21 protein-coding genes are annotated in these 17,473 nt (G+C 66.9%); 13 read left to right on the top strand and 8 right to left on the bottom strand.

Features of this window, described 5'->3' with window-relative positions:
- Positions 1–14 precede the first annotated feature (14 nt).
- On the top strand, positions 15–818 hold the full coding sequence (gene phnC, locus P1L40_RS11425) for a phosphonate ABC transporter ATP-binding protein (protein WP_284007112.1): 804 nt from the start codon (positions 15–17) through the stop codon (positions 816–818).
- Complete coding sequence (locus tag P1L40_RS11420) at positions 815–1,807, top strand: PhnE/PtxC family ABC transporter permease (RefSeq protein WP_284007111.1); 993 nt, start codon at positions 815–817, stop codon at positions 1,805–1,807. Before phnC ends, P1L40_RS11420 begins: the two co-directional genes overlap by 4 nt.
- On the opposite strand, the gene P1L40_RS11415 is transcribed toward P1L40_RS11420, so the two are convergent.
- The 4 genes from P1L40_RS11415 to P1L40_RS11400 form a co-directional block, all read right to left on the bottom strand.
- Positions 1,804–2,391 (bottom strand): uracil-DNA glycosylase, encoded by a 588-nt coding sequence (locus P1L40_RS11415; protein ID WP_284007109.1) that lies wholly within the window; start codon positions 2,389–2,391, stop codon positions 1,804–1,806. The two genes, P1L40_RS11420 and P1L40_RS11415, sit on opposite strands and share 4 nt — an antisense overlap.
- Before the next feature lie 46 nt (positions 2,392–2,437).
- Positions 2,438–2,989 carry an endonuclease dU gene (locus tag P1L40_RS11410; protein ID WP_284007107.1) on the bottom strand — a complete coding sequence of 184 codons (552 nt, stop codon included), beginning with the start codon at positions 2,987–2,989 and terminating at the stop codon, positions 2,438–2,440.
- The gene (locus P1L40_RS11405) at positions 2,986–3,174 is read right to left on the bottom strand and encodes a DUF5786 family protein (protein ID WP_284007105.1); all 189 of its coding nucleotides are present in this window, start codon (positions 3,172–3,174) and stop codon (positions 2,986–2,988) included. The genes P1L40_RS11410 and P1L40_RS11405 overlap by 4 nt, the downstream gene beginning before the upstream one ends.
- A 149-nt stretch (positions 3,175–3,323) precedes the next feature.
- Entirely contained in the window at positions 3,324–4,043 is a 720-nt protein-coding gene (locus P1L40_RS11400) for a ThuA domain-containing protein (protein ID WP_284007103.1), read from the bottom strand.
- A gap of 87 nt (positions 4,044–4,130) precedes the next feature.
- Between P1L40_RS11400 and P1L40_RS11395 the strand changes: the two genes are divergently transcribed.
- On the top strand, positions 4,131–5,639 hold the full coding sequence (locus P1L40_RS11395; RefSeq protein WP_284007101.1) for an extracellular solute-binding protein: 1,509 nt from the start codon (positions 4,131–4,133) through the stop codon (positions 5,637–5,639).
- A gap of 38 nt (positions 5,640–5,677) precedes the next feature.
- Positions 5,678–6,289, top strand: a complete 612-nt coding sequence (locus P1L40_RS11390; protein WP_284007100.1) for an MBL fold metallo-hydrolase — start codon at positions 5,678–5,680, stop codon at positions 6,287–6,289.
- A gap of 42 nt (positions 6,290–6,331) precedes the next feature.
- On the opposite strand, the gene P1L40_RS11385 is transcribed toward P1L40_RS11390, so the two are convergent.
- On the bottom strand, positions 6,332–6,481 hold the full coding sequence (locus P1L40_RS11385) for a 50S ribosomal protein L40e (RefSeq protein ID WP_276178089.1): 150 nt from the start codon (positions 6,479–6,481) through the stop codon (positions 6,332–6,334).
- Positions 6,482–6,601: 120 nt separating this feature from the next.
- On the opposite strand from P1L40_RS11385, the gene P1L40_RS11380 reads away from it, so the two are divergent.
- Together P1L40_RS11380 and P1L40_RS11375 are read left to right on the top strand one after the other, a co-directional pair.
- A complete protein-coding gene (locus P1L40_RS11380; RefSeq protein ID WP_284007098.1) occupies positions 6,602–8,371 on the top strand; it encodes a sensor histidine kinase in 1,770 nt (589 codons plus the stop codon).
- Positions 8,372–8,425: 54 nt separating this feature from the next.
- Positions 8,426–8,860 (top strand): acyl-CoA thioesterase, encoded by a 435-nt coding sequence (locus tag P1L40_RS11375; RefSeq protein ID WP_284007097.1) that lies wholly within the window; start codon positions 8,426–8,428, stop codon positions 8,858–8,860.
- Between the two features lie 17 nt (positions 8,861–8,877).
- Here the strand turns inward: P1L40_RS11375 and P1L40_RS11370 are convergent, their stop codons facing one another.
- Positions 8,878–9,339 carry a deoxyuridine 5'-triphosphate nucleotidohydrolase gene (locus tag P1L40_RS11370; RefSeq protein WP_284007096.1) on the bottom strand — a complete coding sequence of 154 codons (462 nt, stop codon included), beginning with the start codon at positions 9,337–9,339 and terminating at the stop codon, positions 8,878–8,880.
- A gap of 134 nt (positions 9,340–9,473) precedes the next feature.
- Here P1L40_RS11370 and P1L40_RS11365 point away from each other — a divergent pair, with 134 nt between their 5' ends.
- The 7 genes from P1L40_RS11365 to P1L40_RS11335 all read left to right on the top strand — a co-directional run bounded on the left by P1L40_RS11365 (position 9,474) and on the right by P1L40_RS11335 (position 14,479).
- Entirely contained in the window at positions 9,474–11,447 is a 1,974-nt protein-coding gene (locus tag P1L40_RS11365) for an aconitate hydratase (protein WP_284007095.1), read from the top strand.
- A gap of 343 nt (positions 11,448–11,790) precedes the next feature.
- Positions 11,791–12,231: a GNAT family N-acetyltransferase gene (locus P1L40_RS11360; RefSeq protein WP_419181180.1), complete on the top strand. Its 441-nt coding sequence runs from the start codon at positions 11,791–11,793 to the stop codon at positions 12,229–12,231.
- 43 nt (positions 12,232–12,274) lie between these two features.
- Entirely contained in the window at positions 12,275–12,700 is a 426-nt protein-coding gene (locus tag P1L40_RS11355; RefSeq protein WP_284007092.1) for a DUF5810 domain-containing protein, read from the top strand.
- 24 nt (positions 12,701–12,724) lie between these two features.
- Positions 12,725–13,138 carry a DUF5809 family protein gene (locus tag P1L40_RS11350; RefSeq protein WP_284007090.1) on the top strand — a complete coding sequence of 138 codons (414 nt, stop codon included), beginning with the start codon at positions 12,725–12,727 and terminating at the stop codon, positions 13,136–13,138.
- On the top strand, positions 13,138–13,551 hold the full coding sequence (locus P1L40_RS11345; RefSeq protein WP_284007088.1) for a hypothetical protein: 414 nt from the start codon (positions 13,138–13,140) through the stop codon (positions 13,549–13,551). The genes P1L40_RS11350 and P1L40_RS11345 overlap by 1 nt, the downstream gene beginning before the upstream one ends.
- Positions 13,548–14,090, top strand: a complete 543-nt coding sequence (locus tag P1L40_RS11340) for an NUDIX hydrolase (protein ID WP_284007087.1) — start codon at positions 13,548–13,550, stop codon at positions 14,088–14,090. Before P1L40_RS11345 ends, P1L40_RS11340 begins: the two co-directional genes overlap by 4 nt.
- 38 nt (positions 14,091–14,128) lie before the next feature.
- Positions 14,129–14,479 (top strand): rhodanese-like domain-containing protein, encoded by a 351-nt coding sequence (locus P1L40_RS11335; protein WP_284007085.1) that lies wholly within the window; start codon positions 14,129–14,131, stop codon positions 14,477–14,479.
- A 736-nt stretch (positions 14,480–15,215) separates the two neighbouring features.
- Here P1L40_RS11335 and P1L40_RS11330 read toward each other — a convergent pair.
- Together P1L40_RS11330 and dgoD are read right to left on the bottom strand one after the other, a co-directional pair.
- Positions 15,216–16,259, bottom strand: coding sequence for a cellulase family glycosylhydrolase (locus P1L40_RS11330; RefSeq protein WP_284007084.1), 1,044 nt, complete (start codon positions 16,257–16,259; stop codon positions 15,216–15,218).
- A gap of 48 nt (positions 16,260–16,307) precedes the next feature.
- Positions 16,308–17,459 carry a galactonate dehydratase gene (gene dgoD / locus P1L40_RS11325; protein WP_284007083.1) on the bottom strand — a complete coding sequence of 384 codons (1,152 nt, stop codon included), beginning with the start codon at positions 17,457–17,459 and terminating at the stop codon, positions 16,308–16,310.
- Positions 17,460–17,473 lie beyond the last annotated feature (14 nt).

The raw sequence follows: 17,473 nt of genomic DNA, 5'->3' as shown, positions 1-17,473 counted from the left end.
CTCTCATCAGAGTCATGCCCGCAGTTAGTTTCGACAACGTCACCAAGGTGTACGGCGAGGACACCGTCGCCCTCGACGGCGTCGATATCGATGTCGAGGAAGGCGAGTTCGTCATCCTGCTCGGTCCCTCGGGTGCGGGGAAGTCGACGTTCCTCCGTGTCCTGAACGGCCTCACACAGCCGACCGACGGGGAAGTGACCATCCAGGGCCAGTCGGCGACCAGCGCCCGCGAGGACGTTGGGATGGTGTTTCAGGAACACTACCTCATCGAGAGCCAGAGCGCCTTCCAGAACGCCCTGACCGGGGCGCTCTCCCGGAACGGCTTGCTCCGGAGCTTCCTCACCTGGCACAGCGAGAGCGACAAGCGCACCGCCCTGGAGGCGCTCGACACCGTGGGCCTGCTCCACGAGGCCGGCCAGCGGGCCGGATCGATGAGCGGCGGTCAGAAACAGCGTGTCGGCATCGCCCGGGCCCTGGTCCAGCAGCCGGACCTCCTGCTCGCGGACGAACCCGTCGCCAGCCTCGACCCGAAGGCGGCCCGCGACGTGATGCGCTACATGAAACAGGCCGCGAGCGAGCGCAACCTCACCGCCATCACGAGCCTCCACCAGGTCAACATCGCCCGGGAGTTCGGCGACCGCTTCATCGGCGTCCGCGACGGCGAGATCGTCTTCGAAGGGGGTCGAGAGGACCTGACGATGGAGATCGTCGACGACATCTACTACGGTGACACCGACGACGACCAACAGACCAGCATCGGCGTCGACGACACCGAGACGGCCTCCAAACCAGCCGTGGACGGGGGTGAGTCCGCGTGAGCACCGAACCGATCACGGCACAGCTCAACTCGCTCCGGCGCACCCGACGGGCCCGGCAGGTCGGGACGCTCCTCCTGATACTCGGGATCGTCGTGGTCACGTACCTGGGGCTCGGGTTCGTCCAGTTCGATATCGGCGAGATCCAGAGCGGCGTCCCGGCGTTCATCGAGTTCATCTTCGCCTTCTTCCCGCCGAACTTCGAGTCGCTGACGCTGTACACGAAGAACAACGCGATCACGGGTCTCTCGGCGATCGGTGCGAGCCTCGCCACCCCCGGAACCTTCGTCGAGACGCTCGCGTCGCCGCGGCTGACCCTCGTGAAAGCCGCGGTCGTGACTCTCCTGCTTGGCTTCCTCGGGACGGTACTGGGCTTCCTGCCCGCGCTCGTCCTGGGCGTGCTGGGCAGCGAGCAGGTGACGCCGTTCCCCTTCAACTTCATCTTCCGCGGGACGATGAGCGCCATCCGCGCGATCCCCGCGATCGTCTGGATCTTCCTCTTTATCCCGTTTGGCCCGCCGAGCCAGGCGACCGCCGTGCTGGCGATCGCCACCGACACGATCGGTAACCTCGGTCGGCTCTTTACCGACGAACTCGAAGAGGTCGAGGAAGGCCCCATCGAGGCCATCCAGTCGACCGGGGCCTCCCGGACCCAGACCGTCGGCTTCGGGATGTTGAGCCAGGTCTCCCGTTCCTTTATCGCCTGGACGCTGTACATCCTGGAGATCAACACCCGCATCGCCATCTCGCTGGGTGTCGTCGGCGCCGGCGGCCTGGGGCTGTACATCCGGAACCAGCAGGACCTCCTCCAGTTCCAGAATACCGCTGCGGGCATCGTCATGGTGTTCATCGTCGTCCTCTCGATCGAACTGCTCTCCTCGCGAATTCGTGCCCGCCTGCGCCCCGGCGAACACGAGAGCAAGGGCTTCGTCGAGGGGCTGCGTGACCTGCTGAACGCCGAGAAGTGGATCGGCCGGACCGAGAAGAACTAGAAGTCACCCAGCCGCTTCTGGCCGCTCTCGCCGTCGGTGAACTCGGCGGCTTTCTCCAGTGTCGACGCGAACGTCTCTTTCTGGCTTGGATCGTACAGCGTCGCCGCCGGGTGGACACAGACCAGCACGCGCTGGGGCGTCCCCTCGATGGCCACGTCGTACACCTCGCCGGCCTCGCCGGTGACCGCCACGTCCCGCCCGAGGAGGTGTTCGGCCGGGACCTTCCCGAGCGTGACGACGACCTCGGGGTCGACGGCGTCGATCTCGTGGTCGAGGTACTCCCGGCAGTTCTCCCGTTCCTCGACGTGGGGGTCCCTGTTGTCCGGCGGGCGACAGCGCACGCAGTTCGTGATGCGTACGTCGGCCCGGTCCAGGCCGACCTCCCGGAGCGTCTCGTCTAACACGTCGCCGCTGCGGCCGACGAACGGTTCGCCCTGTTCGTCCTCGTTGGCCCCGGGCGCCTCGCCGACGAACAGGAGGTCGGCGTCCGCCGGGCCGACGCCGTTGACGATCCGCGAGCGCGACGCACACAGCTCCGGGCAGCGCTCGCAGGCGACGACATCGAGCCCGTCCATCCGTTCCATACCGCCCGTTCGCACCCGGGCGTATCAAGCCCGGCGGTCCCGCCGCTCACTCGGCGTCGTCGAGGGCGCGGGCCGCCAATCGCGCCACCCGGAGCGGTTCCGGCCGGCCTCCTTCGGGGGTGAACGCCCGCACCACGTCGGCCGCCTCACGGTCTGGGAGCCCAACGCTGCGGACGTACACCGGCCGATCGTTGACGGTGACGGGGCGGCGGTCTGGCTGGGCGCGGTACGTCGCCAGGCGGTCCGCGACGACTTCGGGGTCGTCGAACGCCTCGCGGATCGCACACTCTAGACCGGGCGAGGCCTCGAAGGTCACCGAGACGGTCGGCAGCCCCGTCCGGTCGTGGAGTTCGTGCAGGTCGAAGACGTTGAACCACGCCGGCGCGACACCGGCCACGAGCAGATAGCGGATGTCCTCGCGGGCCAGCCGCTCGACCATCTCACAGACGGCGGCGGTCGCGTCGCTCCCGCCGACGGTACACGTCCCGAAAACGAACCCGTCCACCACCCGACTGGCGCGGACGACGGCCCCTGCGAGCTGACTGGTCGACTCCCGGTACGACTCCGCGATCCCGAGGGCTCGGACCCCCGATTTCACGTGTTTTTCTCGGTCTCCTTGATGTCTTCCAGGCGATCGAGTAGTTCGTCGTTCGACGCGGTGAACTCGTACTCGACATCACCCTCGTGGGTGTTGTCCTCCGTGTCGAGTCCATCGTCGTCGTCGAAGTCTGTGTCGTACTCCTGATTGTCTTGTTCTGATTCGTCGTAGCTCCCGAACCCCATGGTACGTCTACAACTACGCTGTTCCCACCAATAAATCACTCGGCGGACTCAGTTCTGGAGACGCCCCCAGGGGGAGTGTGGGCCAATCTCCCGTCCGTTTTCGACCATCGTCGAAGGACAGGTCGTCGCCCTCCGGCGGTTCGGTGGCGTCAGATCGATTCGCGTGGCTCGACGTTACGGTTGCCCGCGTGGGCGTCGGCGCCCTCTGTCGGCGCGGCCCACTCGACGGCGTTTCCGAGCACGCGCTGGACATCGTCGCGGTGGTAGATCGGGTACGTCTCGTGGCCCGGCCGGAAGTAGAAGACCTTCCCGCGGCCCCGGCGGTAACAACAGCCGCTGCGGAACACCTCGCCGCCCTCGAACCAGGAGGTGAACACGAGCCGGTCGGGTTCGGGGACGCCGAAGGGCTCGCCGTACATCTCGGCCTCCTCGATGACGATGGAGTCGTCCAGACCGTCGGTGATCGGATGTCCCGGGTCGACGACCCAGCAGCGTTCCCGCTCGCCGGCCTCCCGCCAGGTCAGATCACAGGGGGTTCCCAGCAGGCGCTGGAACGGCTTCGAGGCGTGTGCCGAGTGGAGGACGAGCAGTCCCATCCCGTCCCGGACGCGGGCGGCGACCCGTTCGACGATCTCGTCGTCGACCTCGTCGTGGGCGGCGTGGCCCCACCAGGTCAGCACCTCGGTGTCGTCGAGGACGCTCTCGGTGAGGCCGTGCTCGGGTTCCTGGAGGGTCGCAGTGCGTGTCTCGTGGCCTCGGTCGGCCAGCGCGTCGGCGATCGTCGCGTGGATGCCGTCGGGGTACACCTCGGCGACGGCTTCGTCCTCCTGTTCGTGGACGTACTCGTTCCAGACGGTGACGGATACCATATCCCGACGGTGGATGCGGGACGGGAAAACGGCTGGCATCGGGCGAGCCACGAGACTTATCCACACGGCGGCGGAACCGAACTGTCGATGGCCGACGAGTCGTCCGCCCGATCGACTGTCACCCGCCGTACGTTCGTCGCTGCCCTGGCGGCGGGCACTGCGGGCTGTGGCCGGTTCGGATCCCGGGAGGGGAGCCAGTCGACGCCGACGGACACGGCGTGGTCGACCCCGACGGACGACGCGGAGCCGACCGGGACGGTCACGGGCACCTCGACGCCCGACGGTCGGACGGTCGTCTGGAACGTGGCGAGCCACCTCGACGACGGGGGGCCGTCGGCGATCCGGGACGCGCTCCGCGAAGCGGGCGGGCTGGCGGACGGGATCACCGTCCGGATCACCGAGCCCACCTACGACACGGTGACGCGGCTCTCGCGGCTCAAACAGCGCCTCGCCGGCGGCGAGTCCCGGCCGGACCTGTTCACGATCAGCTACCGCGACCTCCCGGTGTTGCGCGACCTGGGTTACCTCCGGCCCGTCTCCGCGCTGGCCCCCGACGCCGCCCGGGCGGCCGACAGCCATCTCGGCCCGATCCGCCGAGCCAGCGAGTCCGTCGACGGGGACACACTGTTCGGCCTCCCGCTGTTCGTCGACCTGCCGACGGTCATGTACCGTCGAGATCTGGCCGAAGCGGCCGGCTACAGCCCCGGCACAGACGGGTGGGCGACCGAGCCGATGTCCTGGCGGGAGTGGTCCCAGGTGATCGCGGACGTTCGGGACCACGCCGGGGTCGACTACGGCTTCACGACCCAGTGGGACCGCTACATCGGCACCGCTTGCTGTTCGTTCAACGAAGTGCTGTCGTCGTGGGGCGGCGCGTACTTCGGCGGCCGCGAGACCCTCTTTGGCCCCGTCGGACAGCGCCCGGTTACCGTCGACGAGGCTCCCGTCGTCGAGAGCCTCCGGATGATGCAGCGGTTCGTCGACGGCACCAGCGTCGAAGGGTTCGAGGGATACGCACCGGACATCGCGCCCGCAGCCGTCCTCGACTGGACCGAAGAACCCTCGCGGGAGCCGGTCGCCGCGGGCCGGGCCGTCGCCCACCGGAACTGGCCGTACGCGCTCCGCAGGATGGGCGGGCCGGACGGCCCCTTCGGCCGGGACCTGGGCGCGATGCCGCTGCCCTACGCCCGCGCGTCGAGCGACGCACAGGCGCCGGCAGCAGACGGGACGACGGCCGCGCTGGGCGGGTTCGTCGTCGCGGTGAACCCACACAGCGACCGCCACGAGGCCGTCCGTGCGGTGCTCGACGCGATGGCCGAACCGGCGTTCCTGCGGTTCTACGCCGCGTTCGCCGGAACTTTCCCGCCGGACCTGTCGCTGTGGGCCGACGGGCTCGGCAGCGTCCCCGACCGGTATCTCCCGACGCTGCGGGTCGCCGCCGAGAACGCCGTCTCCCAGCCCGCCACACGGGTCTGGTCCCGGCAGGCCCGCGCGGTCGCCGACCGGGCCAACGCCGCCGTCGCGGGCGAGCAGTCCGCCGCGGCGGCGATGGCGGAACTCGCCGAGACGCTGTCGACCATCGAGCGCGAGGCCTGACCACGACACTGAAGCGGGCCCCGCTCCACCACTTGCCCATGGAGGTTCACACCGTCACCGCCGACGCCGAGACGTTCACGTGTAACGCCTACCTCGCGACCGGCGACCGGACGACGCTCGTCGACGCCGGCGCCTACGAGGGGGTCGTCGACGCCATCCGGGAACACACCGACACGCTCGACGCGGTCGTCCTGACCCACCAACACGGCGACCACGTCGAGCAACTCGACGCTGTCCTCGACGCCTTCGACGCCGAGGTGTACGCCTACGCGGACCACGCCCGGCGGGACCACGCCATCGCGGACGGCGACACGGTGCTGGTCGGCGACGAGGACTGCGAGGTCGTCTACACGCCGGGCCACGCCGACGACCATGTCTCGTTGGTCTCGGCGGCCTCGCTCTTTTCGGGCGACGTGGTCGTCCACGACGACGGCGCCTTCGAGGGCGGGTCGTTCGGCCGGACCGACTACCCCGGCCAGTCCCGCGAGCGACTCATCGAGAGCATCCGGGACCTGCTCGACCGCATGCCCGACGGCGTCGAACACATGTACTCGGGCCACGGGAGCGTCTTCCACGGCGACGTTCGAAGTATCGTCGAGCGGGCGCTCGAACGGGCCGAGCGGCGCGAACCGAAGTACCCGGACGAGTGAGCAGTCGCTGGCGGGAGGAGAGAACTCGAAAAGGCGACTCGGTTATGCGGACCGGGGTTCCTTGGCCTTCGGGCGCAGCTTGCCGTAGCCACACTTCCGGCACTGCTGTGCTCGCTGGGGGTTCCGGGCGTTACAGCGCATACAGATCTGTTTGTTGAGGAGTCGCTCTGACGCTTCTTCGAAGCTAGCCATGCGCGTTCGTTGCCAGTGGGGCGGTTTAAGCTTTGAGTTTCGGTCCCGCTCGCAGGCCCGTCGACACGCCGGTGCGTGTAGGTATCCCCTTTTTGCGTGTTCGAGCGGACGATATACTAAGTGCATCTGCAACTCTCCGTATACTCTCTCCTCCTGTTCGGTGCGACGGGACTCGTGCTCGTGGCCGCGTACGTCGGGGCCAAGCACCGACAGGCCCCGGGCACCCGCGCGTTCGTGGTCTTCATGCTGTTCGTCGCGATCTGGGCCGGGAGTTACGGGACACAGCTGTTGTTCTCCTCGCTGGAGCGACAGCTGTTCTGGGACAGCGTGCAGTACTTCGGCGGCCTCTTGACGCCCGTCGCGTTCGGCGTGTTCGTGCTGTCCTACGTCGGCAGCGCCGACCGCCTCACGCCCGCCCGACTCGGGGCTGGCGTGGCCCTCCCACTCGCCGTCTCGGTCGCCGTCTGGATCCCGGGGCTGCGCTGGCTCGTCCGGCGGGACGCGACCATCGAGACCGTCGGCGGGGTCGCGGTCGCACACATCACCCACGGGCCGCTGTTCCAGGCCGCCGTCGGCTACAGTTACCTCGTCATCCTGGGCGGACTCGGCCTGCTGGTCCTGACGACGTTCAGAACCCGACAGCTCTACCAGCAACAGACGGCACTCGTCACCGCCGCGGCGGTCGTCCCGTTCGCGGGCAGCGTGGTCACCTACGTGCTGGATCTGACCGTCGTCGACTACACCCCGGTCGGGCTCGCGGTGTTCGGGGTCAGTTTCGCCGTCGCGCTCACTCGATACCGGCTGCTGGATGTCTATCCGGTCCCGCGAAACCGGATCATCAGACACCTCGACAGCGGCATCGTCGTCACCGACACGACCGGGCGGGTCCTCGATAGCAACCCGGCCGCGGCGCGGATGCTGGACGTGACCGACCCCGTCGGTCGGGACCTGGCGACGCTGGACTCGGCGGCGGCCGCGGAGATGGCGGAGATGGCACCCGGGGCGACCCGTGTGATCGCCATGGAGGGCGACGACGAGCGGTACTTCGAGTGTGACAAGTCGCTGCTGACGACCTCGGGCGGGTTCGACGAGACGGAGCTGTACATCCTCTCGGAGGTCACCGACCGGTACCACAGCCGCCAGACCTTAGAGGAGCGAAACGAACGGCTCGACAGTTTCGCACAGGTGCTCTCACACGATCTCAGGAACCCCCTGTCTGTCGCGACCGGGGCGACCGAACTGGCCCGGGACGAACCCGACCCCGAACATTTCACGCGGGTACAGGACGCCCACGAGCGGATGGACGAGATCATCGAGAACATGCTCACGCTCGCCCGGAGCGGGCAGTCGATCGAGGAGCGCGAGCGCGTCGGGCTCCGGGCGGTCACCGAGGACGCGTGGTCGCTCGTCAGCACCCGGAACGGTACCCTCGTCGTCGACGAGACGACGCCGATCGACGCGGACCCACAGCGGCTTCAGCAACTGTTCGAGAACCTGTTTCGGAACAGCGTGGAGCACGGCTCCACGGGCAGTCGGCCGGGGGCCGACGACAGCGTCGAACACGGTTCGACGAGCAATCGGACGGAGTCCGATGACAGCGTGGAGCACGGCTCCACGGGCAGTCGGCCGGGGGCCGACGACAGCGTCGAACACGACGGGGGCGTCACGGTCCGCGTCGGGCCGACGGAGAGCGGGTTCTACGTCGCCGACGACGGCCCCGGGATCCCGCCGGACAGTCGCGAGGAGATCTTCACCTCGGGTGTCTCCTCGACGGCGGACGGGACCGGCGTCGGCCTCGCGATCGTCCAGACGATCGTCGACGCCCACGGCTGGTCGATCACCGTGACCGAGAGCGACGCGGGTGGCGCGCGCTTCGAGATCACCACCTGAGCCCGCCGGGCCACGCGGACACACCGTTTTCACGCCGGCCCGTCAAGCAGGGGTATGCCGACCATCGAGGAGACACACATCGTCAACCGCGAACGGGTCCAGCCCGGTGACGCGAACAACTACGAGAGCGCCCACGGCGGGATCGTGATGAAGTGGATGGACGAGTTCGGCGCGATGTCTGCGATGCGGGCCGCCCGGGAGTCCTGTGTCACCGCACAGATGTCCCGAGTGGACTTCGAGCGCCCCATCCCGATCGGCGACAACGCACGGATCGAATCGTACGCGTACGCGACGGGCCGGACCAGCGTCCGGGTCCACATTGAGGTCGCCCGGGAGAACCCTCACACCGGCGAGACCGAGCGGACGACAAGCGCCTACGCCACCTTCGTCGCCATCGATGAGGGGAAGCCGACCCCGGTGCCCGAACTGACCGCCGAGAGCGAGCACTCGAAACGGCTCCGCGAGCGGGCGCTCGAAGACGAGCCGTAGCCGGAGGGGTGGCAGTCTCAGAGGTTCTCGCGCTGGTAGCTCCCCTCGTAGGTCCCCTCGTGCGCCGCCTCCGCGAGGACGAGCTGGGCGATGCGAGCGCCCCGTTCCAGTTCGATGGGGTGGTGGACCTCCAGCAGCCCCTCGCCTTTCCCCTCGTAACCGGCGTCCCAGACGGCCGTATCCAGCATACAGGAGTTGCGCAACAGCGACGACCGGGGGTACAGAAAGCCGACGTGGCCCTCTGGGATGACGACGCGGTCGCCGTACTGGACGACGTACCCGCCCGGGTCGAGGTGGTAGACGCCGTCCTCGGCGTCGAGTTCCCGGCGTGTCCCGACGGTCTTGCCCTCCCGACCGATCCGTCCGGGCTCGACCTGTTCGAAGACGCTCCCGAGCGTGAGGTCGACCCCGTTGGGTTGGACCTGTTCGGCCCGAAGGTCGTCCAGTCGTTCGGCGACGAACCGCCCGCTCTTGAACATGACAGTCGCTGGCACCGCCAGGACGAAAGGCTTGCCGTTCCCTGGTTCCCACCCCGTGTCGGGGGTATCGAAAGGTGAAAAATAGGGAAGGATACGCGGGATTTATACGCTCGCGCAATCGACACTCGGACGTTATGGGACAGACGCTTACGGAAAAGATTCTCGACGACCACCTCGTCGAAGGGGAGCTGACACCCGGCGAGGAGATCGGTATCGAGATCGACCAGGTGCTCACACAGGACACGACCGGCACGCTCGTCTGGCTCCAGTTCGAAGCGCTGGGCCTCGAAGAAGTCCAGACGGAGCTGGCCGCCCAGTACTGTGACCACCAGACCTACCAGTTCGACTTCAAGAACACCGACGACCACCGGTTCCTCCGGTCGGCCGCCGGGACCTTCGGTGCGCACTTCTCCCGGCCCGGTAACGGCATCTGTCACAACGTCCACAAGGAGAACTTCGCCGAGCCCGGCAAGACGATGCTGGGGTCGGACTCCCACACGCCGACCCCCGGCGGCCTGGGCGAACTCGCCATCGGCTCCGGTGGCCTCGATGTCGCCGTCGCCATGGGTGGCGGTGCCTACTACATCGACATGCCCGAGGTCGTCAACGTCCGCCTCGAAGGCGAACTGCCCGACTGGGCCACCGCCAAAGACGTGATCCTCGAGCTGCTCCGTCGCCTCTCCGTGAAAGGTGGCGTCGGCAAGGTCCTCGAATACACCGGCCCCGGTGTCGAGACCCTCTCGGTCCCCGAGCGGACGACGATCACCAACATGGGGACGGAGCTCGGTGCGACCTCCTCGATCTTCCCGACCGACGAGAACACGAAAGACTACCTCGAACGCCTCGGCCGCGGGGACGTTTACGAGGAGTTCCAGCCCGACGACGACGCCGAGTACCACGACGAGATCGTCGTCGACCTCTCGGAGCTGGAACCGCTCATCGCCGAGCCGTCGATGCCGGACAACGTCGTTCCCGTCCGCGAGGTCGAGGGCGTCGATGTCGAGCAGGTCATGATCGGCTCCTGTACGAACGGCGCCTACGAGGACATCCTCCCCGGCGCGAAGATGCTCGAAGGACGCAACATCGACAAGAAGACCGAGATGATCGTCGCCCCCGGCTCCAAGCAGGCCTCCGAGATGCTGGCCCGCGAGGGCTGGACCGCGGAGATGATGGCGGCCGGCGTCAACTTCTCCGAGGCGACCTGTGGTGCCTGTATCGGCATCGGCCACGTTCCGGCAAGCGACTCCGTCTCGCTGCGGACGTTCAACCGCAACTTCGAGGGCCGCTCCGGTATCGAGGACGACAACGTCTACCTCTGTTCGCCGGAGGTCGCCACCGCGGCGGCCATCAAAGGCGAGATCGTCGACCCGCGTGACCTGTCCGACGAACTGGGCGATCTGGAGGCGCCCGGCCTGGAGATGCCCGACGAGTACATCGGCAACTCCGAGTCGGACCTCATCGCGCCCGACGAGGCCGTCGACGACGAACTCATCAAGGGCCCCAACATCGGCGACGTGCCGCTGAAAGACCCCCTCGAAGCCGAGGTCGGCGGCGAGGCCCTCCTGAAGATGGAGGACAACATCACGACCGACCACATCATCCCTGCCACGCAGGACATCCTGATGTACCGGTCGAACGTGCCGAAGCTGTCGGAGTTCACGCTCTCGCGTGTCGACGAGACCTTCGCGGAGCGCGCGCTCGAATCCGACGGCGGCGTGCTCGTGGCCGGCGAGAACTACGGCCAGGGCTCCTCCCGTGAACACGCGGCGCTGTGCCCGATGTACCTGGGCATCGAGTCCGTGCTGGCCCAGAGCTTCGCCCGCATCCACAAGGCGAACCTGTTCAACTTCGGGATCGTCCCGCTGGAGATCGACGAGGAGACCTACACCAACATCGAGCAGGGCGACGACATCGAGATCGTCGACGACGTGGCCGAGGCCGTCCGCGCCGGACAGGAGGAGTTCACCATCCGGATCAACGACGACTGGGAAGCGACGGCGACGCTGGACGCCTCCGCGCGCGAACGCGAGATCCTCGCCGACGGTGGCAAGCTGCCCCACACGAAGATGCAACACGACGAGGGCGGCGCCGCACCCGCCGACGACTGAGGACGATACCGATTTCGACCCATTTTTCCGGGCCGCCGCGACCAGCCGCCGCTATGTCGATCGTCACAGCACCCGCGAGAACGGCCCCGCTCGGACGGACTCCAGCAGCTACAGGGTACGAAAGTGGAAAGAGGGGGGTGGGTGGTGGGGGGTGGTGGCACCCAAAACGGGTGCACCTGAGAGTTCGCGACTGACGGATATGAACTTTGTGGCCATCGTGTCCCGGTGTCGACGGTTCACACGCGATCGGCGACAACGCATTTGTACTCACCGGCCCTACCGAGGGCCGTGACGACGGTGTCCCCCCGAAGGGCCGGCGACGCCGGACCCACCCGTGGTTCGTGTGGCCGAGCGTGCCGACCTGCTGGAAGTCCACCGGATCGAGCAGACGGTGTTCCCCCAGCCCTGGCCGTTCTCCGCGCTGGAGAGCTATCTGGGCGAGGACGGCTTCCTGGTCGCCGAGACCGACGACCCCACGACGGCCCCGACCGTCGCGGGCTACGTCGTCGCCGACGCCGTCCCGAACCACGGGACACCGCTCGGCCACGTCAAGGACCTCGCGGTCCGGCCCGACCACCGCCGACAGGGCGTCGCCACCGCGTTGCTCTCCCGGGCGCTCGGCGTCCTAGCGGCGACCGGTGTGCGCTCGGTCAAGCTGGAGGTCAGGGCCGACAACGAGGGTGCACAGCGGCTCTATCGGGCGTTCGACTTCGAACACCGCAAGACGATCCCGAACTACTACAGCAACGGGGCCAACGCGTACGTGATGGTCCGGCTGCTGTGATCGAACCCGACCGTTGATACGTCTTGACCGGCTTTTCCGAGCTATGGGCTACGCCTGTCCAGTCTGTTCGGACCCACAGGCCGACGACCGTCACCTGGCGAACCACCTCGCGTTCACCGCGATCACCGGCGACGCCGCACACGAAGAGTGGCTCGACGAGCACGTCCCCGACTGGGGCTCGATGGGCGAGACGGAACTGGCGCCCCTCGTCGTCGAACACGCCGAGGACACCGACTACCCCCAGGTGTTCGAGGACACCACCGACGACCGCGGTCAGGGCCACGGCCACGAGCACGACCAGGAACGGGACCTGCCGGAGGGAAGCGAGCGCCACCGCGGATCGCGGTCGCTCAGCGACGACGACCGCGAAGTGCTGGCCGAGGCGCGGGACCTCACCCGGCGGATGCTCGACGAGGACGAGGGCGACAGCGCCGACGCGGACGACGCGTCCGGAGACGAAACCCAGTAGTCCCGTCGTCGCCTACCTCGTCGCATGGAGACCGAGGGGCAGTTCTCGCCGTCGACAGTCGAGGCGGCCCGCGACCGGTACGCGTCGGTCGGGCCGACCGCACAGGTCGTCGTCAAAGAGGTCGCGAAGGCGATGGGGCTCGACCCCGAGGAGTACGAGCGGCGGGTCACGAGCGATGTCGTCGAGACGGCCCGTGACGTGCTCTTCGCCGAGTCGCTCGCGGTCACCGTCGGTACCCGCAGGGAGTTCGAGGAGTGGCGGGCTGACACCGACCACGAGGTCACCGTGGTGGGCTCCGAACACGTCGACAACGTCGTCTGGCACGCGCCGGTCTTCGTCGACGATGCGGTCGCCGCCACCTTCCAGGACGAACGGAACGCGGCCGTCGGGACGTTGCGCCGCCAGGCGTTCGGCCGGCTCTACCGCGAGGTCGTCTGATGCGCCCGGTCACCCGCAACACGCTCGTCGGGATTCTGGTCGTCGTCGTCCTCCTGCTAGCGCTGGGGGCGCTCCCGTCGTATCTCAAGAGCGGGGACCCCTACTACGTCACGGCGACGCCGACCGACGGAAGCTACAGCGTCGAGAACGGGACGGCGGTCAACGGGAGCGTGCTCACGGACCTGCGATATCCCTACACGGCGGCCGCACTCGACAACGCCACGGCCGACAGCGCGGGCCGCTCGGGGCCCTACTGGCGCGGGCCGGTCGGCCTGAAAGGCTCGTTCACCCACTCGCCGTTCGACGAGCGTGACGCCCTGGTCCAGCAGTACGACAACGCCACCGCCGCTGACGGCGTCGTCGTCAGTCACAACGGCACGTTTTACCGGGTCGGGATCACACAGTCGGTATGACCGACGCGAGCGAGTGGGACTGGCCGGTCGTCGAGTCGGCTGCCGAATACGAAACCGGCTGGTACACCGGCGGCTACGACCGCGTGCGGCAACCGGACGGCTCCGAGAAGGACTACTACTGGGCCGAACTGCCAGACGCCGTCGTCGTCGTGGCGACGACCGGCGACGAACTCGTCCTGGTCGACCAGTTCCGGCCGACGATCCGCGAACAGTGTCTGGAGCTACCCGCCGGAATCGTCGAGGACGGCGAATCCTACACGACCGCGGGCGAGCGGGAACTGCGCGAGGAGACCGGCTTCGCGGCCGGCGGCCTCTCGCTGCTGGAGGAGTTCTGGTGTTCGACCGGCGTGCTCCGGCACCGCCGGGGTATCGTCTTCGCCGAAGGATTGGAACCCGTCGACCGGGATCTGGACGACAACGAGTTCCTCTCGGTGACGACGGTTCCGGTCGAGGACGCACTCGAAGTCGCCCGGGCCGAACCGGCCAACGACGCCACGATCGAGGGTATCCTGCTCGCCCAGGCCGAGGGACTGTTGTAGTCCGGTGGACGTTTAGGCGTCGCCCGCTAGCCGCCGGTATGGACGGCGAAATCGGCGTCGAGGAACTTGCGTCGCGACTCGAAGACGACGACGCGGCTGTCGTCGACATCCGCTCGCCGCGGGCGTTCGACCAGGCCCACATCCCCGGTAGCGAGAACGTCCCGCTGAACCGCCTCGTCGACGAAGTCGAGCGCTTCGAGGGCGAGGACCGGGTCGCGACGGTCTGCCCGCACGGGAAATCGAGCGTCCAGGCCGCGCGGCTCATCGCCTCGTACGAGGGGTTCGACGGCACCGTCGAGAGTTTCGCGCCGGGCCTGGACGGCTGGGACGGCCCGCTCGAAGCCACCGAGTCCGACGAGGCTGACGAAGGCCCGGCCGCGCCGTTCTGAGCACGCGCTGTCGGGAGAAGACGCAACCACTCGCTGGTTCGCGGATGGTGGCTCGGGTGAAGCTATCGTCACAAGGGGCTCAGCGGGGGTAACGATTTCGTCATGGCCACCAGTAGACGGTAGCCTGCTATCGGTGAAAAACCCGTTCATCGAGCGCTCGGGATACAGGGAATCGGATCGGTCGACACTCTCGGTCGTGCTGACCGAATCGACTACAGCAACGGTGGTACACACGAGCACGAGAGTCTGTTCGTCGAAACCTGACACGCCGCTCCGAATTCTTGCAGCACATTCCCACTAACTACGTAGCTGGGACTGTCCTGTGATCTGATCGGTCTGCTCGGAACCGCCCCGTCACAACTACGAAATAGACTCGCCATTCAAGATCCAAAATGGACTGTTTTAGACACTAAAGCCCTATTTCTACCCAAGTATGTTGATGTTTGTGCCTTTTCTGAGAATATTACCGAAAACTTCTATCTAAAAACTCTCATATATATTTGAAAACTCAAAATTTGTAACTATCTGGTGGGATAAAGATGTCAGTTGGTGGGTCGGGGACTCCCTCCCGTCCACGTATTCACACATGTCTGTAGACACGCAGTGAGTGCGATCGGTCCGGCCGAACAGGTGAGTTCCGTTCTCACGTCGTCTGTTGTAGCCGATCCGGCGATCCGTTTGCATTCGGACAGTCCACCAGAATCGTTCGAAATGGACTACTTCGTCAGTCGGCACTCTATTCTCGTGTCTGCTTGTCCTGAACGACGTACTCCTGGAACAGTTCGAATTCGTGCTCACGGTAGGGGGTCCCGTCGTCGTGGACGAGGTCGTGGAACCACACGTCCGTGGTCTCGTCCTCGACAGCCTCGGCGATCGACGTCTGTGCGGTGCTCCAGGGGAGGTGTGTCTGGAGCTTTCCATTGACGAATCCCCACGTGTAACACCCAATACCTCGCTCCTTGAACACCGGGAGGTGGGTCTTCACGTAGTTGTCCCGCGACCGGGCAAGCCACTCCGTACAGAGCAGCGGCCGGCCCCAATCTTCCAGATCATCGAGCCGTTCTTTCGTGAACGCCAGTTCACTGTAGTCGTGGAAGGAGACGATGTCGGCTTCTCGAGAGCCGATGTTGTTCTGGTCGGTCCGGTTCGGGTCCCAGTTTACCCCCGCGGTGATGGGCTGGGACGGGTTGGCCTCGCGCGCCCAGGTGAACGACTCTGCGAGGAGCGGGTTCGAGGCCTGGTCCATGTCGCTGTTACCAGGTTCGTTGTACGTGTCCCAGACGCAGACGCGCTCGTCATCGCGGAACCACGACACCACGTCGCGGACGTAGTCGGCCAGGTCGGGCCACGTCGACCGGTCGACCACACGGTCGTGGCCAGGACTCGGCGTCCACTGGCTGTTGTGGGTGTTGGGTAGTGGATCGGCCTGCGGGCCGAGATAGGGTTCGTCTCCGGAGAACTTCACGTCGTCGAAGAACACCGGCATCGCCGTCATACCGTGGCGGTCGGCGATACTGAGGAACCGCTCCATGCGTTCACGGAGGCCCTCGGGGTCGTCCTTCCAGACGAGATACTGGAGGAACACCCGGACCGTGTTCATGCCCCAGTCGGCGGCCCAGCCCAGCTCCCGGTCGATGGTCTCCGGGTCGAACGTGTCGGCCTGCCACATCTCGGTCGGATTGACGGCGGTCGACGGGAGGTAGTTACACCCGACGAGCCAGTCCTGTTCTCGGTACCAGTCCCACGTCTGTGCTTCGGTCCAGCGATCTCGTCCTGTCATGTATCGTCCTGTGTGTCAGTCTGTCAGTCGGTCGTCTGTACGGTGTCGTCACCACTCTGCGACGCTCCCGTCCGGGTGGTGCCAGACGGGGTTGTGCCAGTCGACGTCCGTCGCGCTGGCCCGCACGACGTCGTGGTCGACATCGATGCCAAGGCCAGGGCCCTCGGGGAGGTCGACATAACCGTCGTCGTACTCGAAGACCGTCGGTTCCTCGAGGTAGGCGAGTTCGTCGGTGCCCTCGTTGTAGTGGATACCGAGGCTCTGCTCCTGAATCGTCGCGTTGGGTGCGACGGCGTCGACCTGCAGGCACGACGCCAGTGCGATGGGGCCCAGCGGGCAGTGGGGCGCCATCGCGACGTCGTAGGCCTCGGCCATGTCGGCGATCTTCTTGACCTCGGTAATGCCGCCGGCGTGTGAGAGGTCCGGCTGGATGACGTCGACCGAGCCGTCCTCGAGAACCTCCTTGAAGTCCCACCGGGAGTACATCCGCTCGCCGGTCGCGATGGGGACGCTCGTGTGCTCGGCGATGCCCGGCAGTGCGTCGTTGTGCTCGGGCAGGACCGGCTCCTCGATGAACATCGGGTCGTACGGTTCCAGCGCCGTCGCGAGGCGTTTGGCCATGGACTTCGAGACGCGGCCGTGGAAGTCGACGCCGATATCGACGTCGTCGCCGACCGCCTCGCGCACCGCGGCGAGTCGGTCCTCGGCGGCCTGAACGGTCGACGGCGAGTCCACACGGCGGAGCTCGGCGGTGGCGTTCATCTTCAGGGCGGTAAAGCCCTCCTCGACCATCTCACGAGCGGCGTCGGCGACGCCCTCCGGTCGGTCGCCGCCGACCCACTGATAGACCCGCATCCGGTCGCGGGCCTTCCCGCCCAGCAGTTCGTAGACCGGCATGTCGTGGTGTTTGCCCTTGATGTCCCACAGCGCCTGGTCGATGCCGGCGATGGCGGACATGAGGACCGGGCCGCCGCGGTAGAACCCGCCGCGGTACATGGTCTGCCAGTGGTCCTCGATGCGCATCGGGTCCTTGCCCAGCAGGTAGGTGTCGAGCAGTTCTTCGACGGCCGTCCGGACGGTACGAGCGCGGCCCTCGACGACTGGTTCGCCCCAGCCGACGATGCCGTCGCTCGTCTCCAGTCGCAGGAACAGCCACCGTGGCGGTACTTCGTACAGTTGGTAGTCGGTGATTTGTATCATGGCTGTCGGTCGTG

The organism is Haloarcula pelagica, from assembly GCF_030127105.1.
Taxonomy (GTDB): domain Archaea; phylum Halobacteriota; class Halobacteria; order Halobacteriales; family Haloarculaceae; genus Haloarcula; species Haloarcula pelagica.
This window is presented reverse-complemented; position numbering and strand designations above follow the sequence as displayed.